A 5,206-nucleotide genomic window follows, 5' to 3' on the forward strand; every position below is an offset into this window, starting at 1 on the left:
GCCGAGGCCTGCCCTGTTCGGCGGCCCCGGCGGGCGGGGTGGTGGTTCCTGCTCGCACAGCTGTGCTCCGGACGCGTGACTCCTGCCGGGTGCCGTGCCGGAGGCCCTGCTGGAGTCACGTGTCGGAGTCACGTGTCGGAGGCGCTGTTCCTACTGCATGACCGCCATGGCGAGCGCGCGGCGGGCGCGCAGGGACACGCGCTCCGCCCGGCGCTGCATCCGCCGGGCGGAGACCAGGTGGAGGGCCCGGCGTTCCACCTCGGCGGTGGTCAGGCGGTCGTGCATATGCGCACGCGCCAGGGCTTCTGGGATGAGTTGCATCTCGCGGTTCCTGTTCTGACGCGAGTCATTCGCGCCGGAGTTCGTGACGTCGAGCGTGGCGGAGCCGACGGGCTCCTTCGTGGGGGTGGTCGTCATGGGTGCCTGATTTCGCGGGTCATGAGTGTGGGGGCGGTCGATGGTGCCGACCAGGTGCAGTACTGCGGGAGCCATGGCTCCCAGGTCGGCGGTCACGCCGCGACCGGGTTCTTGCGCGGACGGCCGCGGGGCCGCTTCCGGGCGACGACGACGCCCTGGACGAAGAGCTCGCCGCCCCAGACGCCCCAGGGCTCGCGGCGCTCCTGGGCGCCGGCGAGGCACGCCTCGACGAGGGGACAGGTCCGGCAGAGGGACTTGGCGTACTCGACGTCGGCCGGCGACTCGGCGAAAAAGACCTCGGGGTCGTAGGAGCGGCAGGGCACCGGGGTGCCGAGGTTCTCGATGGCGTCGTCGAGAGCGGTGAGGGTGGTGAGGGGCAACAAGGTGGGGTCCTCCGTGGAACCTGGCGGGACGATCGAGGGGGAAGGCGGTACGGACGGGGCGTGCGCTTCGAGTTGCACGGTGGGTGGTGTCCTCGTCTGGTCTTTCCGGCTGTTGGCCGGTTGTCGGCTGGTACCAGGTACTGCTTGTCCCGAGGCTCCTTCGTTCCGTCTCATCCGTTCGGACAAAACAAAAGGGCCGCGGATCCCGAGTGGGGTTCCGCGGCCCTGAAGGCGCCGGCCTGATGTTGGATCAGGCTGGATCGCTCCAGGGTTCAGGCCCACGGAAGGCCCACATCGTGTGGTGGTACGTCGTCTGCTGCTTGCTCGCGAATCCGGCACCGGCTGCCGCAAAGGCATAGGCCTGAGCCTTTTCCGCCTTCGCTCCTGCTGCCGCCGATGCCTGGATCGGTCGCTCATTGCGCTCTCGGACTACCGGCAGGGACGCCAGAGGCAGCGGACGCGCGGCGGAAATGCCGGACAGACCGGTGCCGAGAAGCGAGACATCCGAGGAGCCGAGAAGGCCGAGTGAGCATGCGGAGACGACGGGGCGATCGGTCATTTTGACGGTCTTGATGATGCTGATCACTGGAATCGCCTCCTCTCGGCGTCTCGGGGGACCGGCCGGGGCTGGTCCTGCTTATTCGGATGGGTACGGACAAGTACAGCACGGAAGGTGGGCTTCGGAGAAGCCGCTGTTTCCGTGGTTAAGAACCTATGGTGACGACTGGCACGGGCGCAAACTATTTTTCCGACGAGTTTTCCTCAGCTCTCGCCGAAACCCTCACGATCTTCCTCATCCAGGCTCTCACCTGCGCAGATGGCCAGTACATCGCTACCGAATCGACCCATCTTGCGGTTCCCGACGCCTGCGATGGTGACGAGTTCCCGCTCGCTGCCGGGGACGGCCTCCGCGATGGCCATCAGAGTCTTGTCCGTGAACACGCACCAGGCGGGCTGGGAGAGTTCCCCGGCCCGGGCGGCCCGCCAGGTGCGGAGCCGTTCGTAGAGCGCCTCGTCCATGTCGGAGGGGCAGTCCTCGCAGCGCATCAGTTTCATCTCGCCGGCCTCGGTCAGGGTCCGGCCGCAGACCCGGCACCGCACCGGGCCCCACTTCTTGCGCCGGACGGTGCTCTCGGCGCGCGTGGCCGTGGCCGTGGCGCCGCCCGTGCCCGTACCGCGGTCGATGCCTCCGCCGCCCCCGGTCCCACCTCGGGCGCTCGCCCCGGAACCGCTGCGGAGTCCGTTGAGGAAGTGGGTGGGCCGTCGGCCGGCCCGCCCTCCCGGCGAACGTGACACCGCCCAGGAGAGCGCGAGGTGGAAGCGGGCACGGGTGATCCCGACGTACAGCAGGCGGCGTTCCTCCTCGACCTGCTCGTCGGTCTTGGCGTAGGCGATCGGCATCATGCCCTCGGTCAGCCCGACCAGGAACACCGCGTCCCACTCCAGCCCCTTGGCCGCGTGCAGCGATGCCAGGGTGACGCCCTGGACGGTCGGCGCGTGCTGGGCGGCGGCGCGCTCGTCGAGCTCCCGGACGAGATCGGCGAGCGTCGCGCCGGGCTTAGCGGCTTCGAAGTCCTCGGCCAGCCGGACCAGCGCGGCCAGCGACTCCCACCGGTCGCGCACCGCCCCGGAGCCAGCGGGCGGCCGGTGCGACCAGCCTTGGGTGGAGAGCACGGCCCGCACCTGGGTCGGCAGCCCTTCGGCGCCGTCGAGCAGGGAGTCGTTCCCCCCGGCCCGGGCGGCCCCCCGCAAGGCCACCCACGCCTCACGGACCTCGCGGCGTTCGAAGAACCGCTCGGCCCCGCGCAGCTGGTAGGGCACCCCCGCGTCGGCGAGCGCCTGCTCGTAGACGCCGGACTGGGAATTCACCCGGTAGAGGACGGCGATCTCCCCCGCCGGGACTCCTGCGGCGATGAGGTCGCGGATACGGCGAGCGGTCCCTTCCGCCTCGGCCGGCTCGTCCGCGTACTCCGTGTAGACGGGCTCCGGGCCCTTGTCGCGCTGGGAGACGAGTTCGAGGCGGTGCTCGGCCGCCCGTCCGCTCGCCTGGCTCAGCAGTCCGTTGGCGAGGTGGACGACCTGCGGGGTGGAGCGGTAGTCCCGGACCAGTTTGACCACGGTGGCGTTCGGGTGGGCGGTGCGGAAGTTCAGCAGGTGGTCGGGGGTGGCGCCGGTGAAGGAGTAGATCGTCTGGCTGGCGTCGCCGACGACGCAGAGGTTGTCCCGGCCGCCGACCCAGAGGTCGAGCAGCCGCTGCTGGAGCGGGCTGACGTCCTGGTACTCGTCGACCACGAAGTGCTGGTACTGGGCGCGGACGTTCTCGGCGATGTCCTTGCGGTCCTGGAGGATCGCGACGGTGAGCAGCAGCACGTCCTCGAAGTCGATCACGGACCGGTCCCGCTTCAGCTGCTCGTACGTCGCGTAGATCTTGGCGAGCTCCGCGGGGTCGCGGGGGGCGTCTCGGAGGCTTTTGGCCACGGCGGCCGGGTAGTCGGCGGGAACGGTCTGGGTGACCTTGGACCACTCGATCTCGCTCGTGGCGTCACGGAGTTCGTTGCGGTCGAGACGGATCTCGCAGCGGGCCGCCGCCTCGGCGACCAGTTGGACCTTGCGCTCCAGCAGCCGGGGAAGATCGCCACCGACTGCTTTCGGCCAGAAATACTGGAGCTGGCGCAGGGCGGCGGAGTGGAACGTCCGCGCCTGCACCCCCGAGGCGCCGAGCTGGCGGAGGCGCCCGCGCATCTCTCCGGCGGCCCGGTTGGTGAACGTGACGGCCAGCACGGTGGAGGGCTGCAGGATCCCGGCGCGGACGCCGTACGCGATGCGGTGGGTGATCGCGCGCGTCTTGCCCGTGCCCGCTCCGGCCAGCACGCACACCGGCCCGTGCAGGGCGAGGGCGACTTCGCGCTGTTCGGGGTCGAGCCCTTCCAGGACCGCGTCCGGGGACTCGGGCACCTGCGGGAAGAGGGTGGAATGCGTTGCTGCTGTCACCCTGCCATGCTGCCAGGTCGCCGGCGGCCACCGGGATCGTTGTCCACAGGGGTGACGCATCCGTCATACCGGAGCGCACGGCCGGGCCGCCGGCACCGGCCGCAGGGGGGAACGACGGCCTTCGCCGACGTGCGGCCGCACGGAACAGCAGGTCACCGGGCTCGCCCGGGGCGCTGTCGGTGGTGGGTGGGAAGATCCTCATGGTCGGCCCGAGCGGGCCCGTACCCGACTCCGGGGAGGTCGCGTGGACGTGTGGCAGAAGCTCTCGGCGCAGGTCGAAGAGCGGCTGGCGACGGTGTCGGCCGGTGAGCGCGGCGTCTTCGCCGCCGCGGTCGCGGAGCGCCTCATGAGCCGGCACGAGGCGTTGCCCGAGGACGAGCGTGCGCCGTTCACCCTGAGCCTGCGCCCCTTGCTGGATTCCGTGTGGGACGGCGTTCTCGGTGACACGTCGGCCTTCTCGGCGGTCAATCGGGGCGTCGCCGCGTACATGCTCAGCGAGTACTGCCACAACGACGGCCAGGACGGGCCGGACGAGGCGGACGAGTCCGCCGCGGCGGCGACGTTGCACGCCGCGCACGCCTACCTGTTCGGCTGCCGGGACTTCGCCGTGTGGACCGGCGAGCGGGCGGTGGAAGCCGTCGACCAGCATCTTCAGGACCTCGCCGAGAGGGCGGACGACGGAGCGGGCGGCCTCCCGGTCGACACGGACGAAGCGCTCGTCCGCGAGCTGCGGCGTCAGCTCCGTGACCTCGATCTCATAGCCGGCTTCACGGAGCAGCTCCGCCACGCCGCCATGGGACTGTCCCTCGACACCTCGGCCCGGCTCCGCGGGGAGTTGCGGGTTCCGCTGTCCAGCCAGGAGTGAGCCTCCCCGGGGGCGGATCGGTCGGCCGCGGGACCAGGCAGGGAGAGACAGAGGGGCCGGTGACGGCGGAGGGGGTGCATCGCACCGGGCGCGGGAATGGTGGCAGCGGCCCGAGCGTTGTGCGAGCGGGTCCCACGACCGCGTTCCCGGTACGGGTGCGTGGTGCGGAGGCTCGGTAGACCGCACCTTTTCGGCCTTTTCCGGCTTCGGGCGTGCGGCGAATCGGACGAGACGACCAGAGGAGCACCAGCGACATGCCGGGCACTGTGACGATGTACAGCACCACGTGGTGCGGCTACTGCCGCCGCCTCAAGGGCCAGATGGACCGCGAGGGCATCGGGTACACCGAGATCAACATCGAGCTGGACCCGGAGTCGGCCGCCTTCGTCGAGAAGGCGAACGGCGGAAACCAGACGGTCCCCACCGTCCGGATCGTTCCGGCGCAGGGCGGCTCCGAGGTCGTCATGACCAACCCCAGCCTCGCCCAGGTGAAGCAGGCGCTCGGCGCCTGACCGCCGAACCCGCAACACCCGCAACACCCGCAACACAG

General features: G+C 70.6%; 6 protein-coding genes. 2 read left to right on the forward strand and 4 right to left on the reverse strand.

Annotated elements, in window-relative coordinates; all coding sequences use genetic code 11:
- Positions 1-150: 150 nt before the first annotated feature.
- From ACFWEP_RS31175 to ACFWEP_RS31190, 4 genes are all read right to left on the reverse strand, one after another.
- Positions 151-477: a hypothetical protein gene (locus ACFWEP_RS31175; protein ID WP_387375133.1), complete on the reverse strand. Its 327-nt coding sequence runs from the start codon at positions 475-477 to the stop codon at positions 151-153.
- A gap of 32 nt (positions 478-509) precedes the next feature.
- Entirely contained in the window at positions 510-878 is a 369-nt protein-coding gene (locus ACFWEP_RS31180; protein ID WP_266708861.1) for a WhiB family transcriptional regulator, read from the reverse strand.
- Positions 879-1,050: 172 nt separating this feature from the next.
- The gene (locus ACFWEP_RS31185; protein ID WP_387375127.1) at positions 1,051-1,386 is read right to left on the reverse strand and encodes a hypothetical protein; all 336 of its coding nucleotides are present in this window, start codon (positions 1,384-1,386) and stop codon (positions 1,051-1,053) included.
- Positions 1,387-1,562: 176 nt separating this feature from the next.
- Positions 1,563-3,791, reverse strand: coding sequence for an ATP-dependent DNA helicase UvrD2 (locus ACFWEP_RS31190; RefSeq protein WP_387375129.1), 2,229 nt, complete (start codon positions 3,789-3,791; stop codon positions 1,563-1,565).
- Between the two features lie 244 nt (positions 3,792-4,035).
- On the opposite strand from ACFWEP_RS31190, the gene ACFWEP_RS31195 reads away from it, so the two are divergent.
- A complete protein-coding gene (locus ACFWEP_RS31195; RefSeq protein WP_387375131.1) occupies positions 4,036-4,656 on the forward strand; it encodes a hypothetical protein in 621 nt (206 codons plus the stop codon).
- Positions 4,657-4,910: 254 nt separating this feature from the next.
- On the forward strand, positions 4,911-5,168 hold the full coding sequence (locus ACFWEP_RS31200) for a glutaredoxin domain-containing protein (RefSeq protein ID WP_266708857.1): 258 nt from the start codon (positions 4,911-4,913) through the stop codon (positions 5,166-5,168).
- Positions 5,169-5,206 lie beyond the last annotated feature (38 nt).

Source organism: Streptomyces sp. NPDC060198, assembly GCF_042728415.1.
Classification (GTDB): Bacteria; Actinomycetota; Actinomycetes; order Streptomycetales; family Streptomycetaceae; genus Streptomyces.

Bases quoted from the DNA above. Each gene is read 5' to 3' on its own strand.
- ACFWEP_RS31200 (WP_266708857.1), top strand. From the start codon at position 4,911: ATGCCGGGCACTGTGACGATGTACAGCACCACGTGGTGCGGCTACTGC.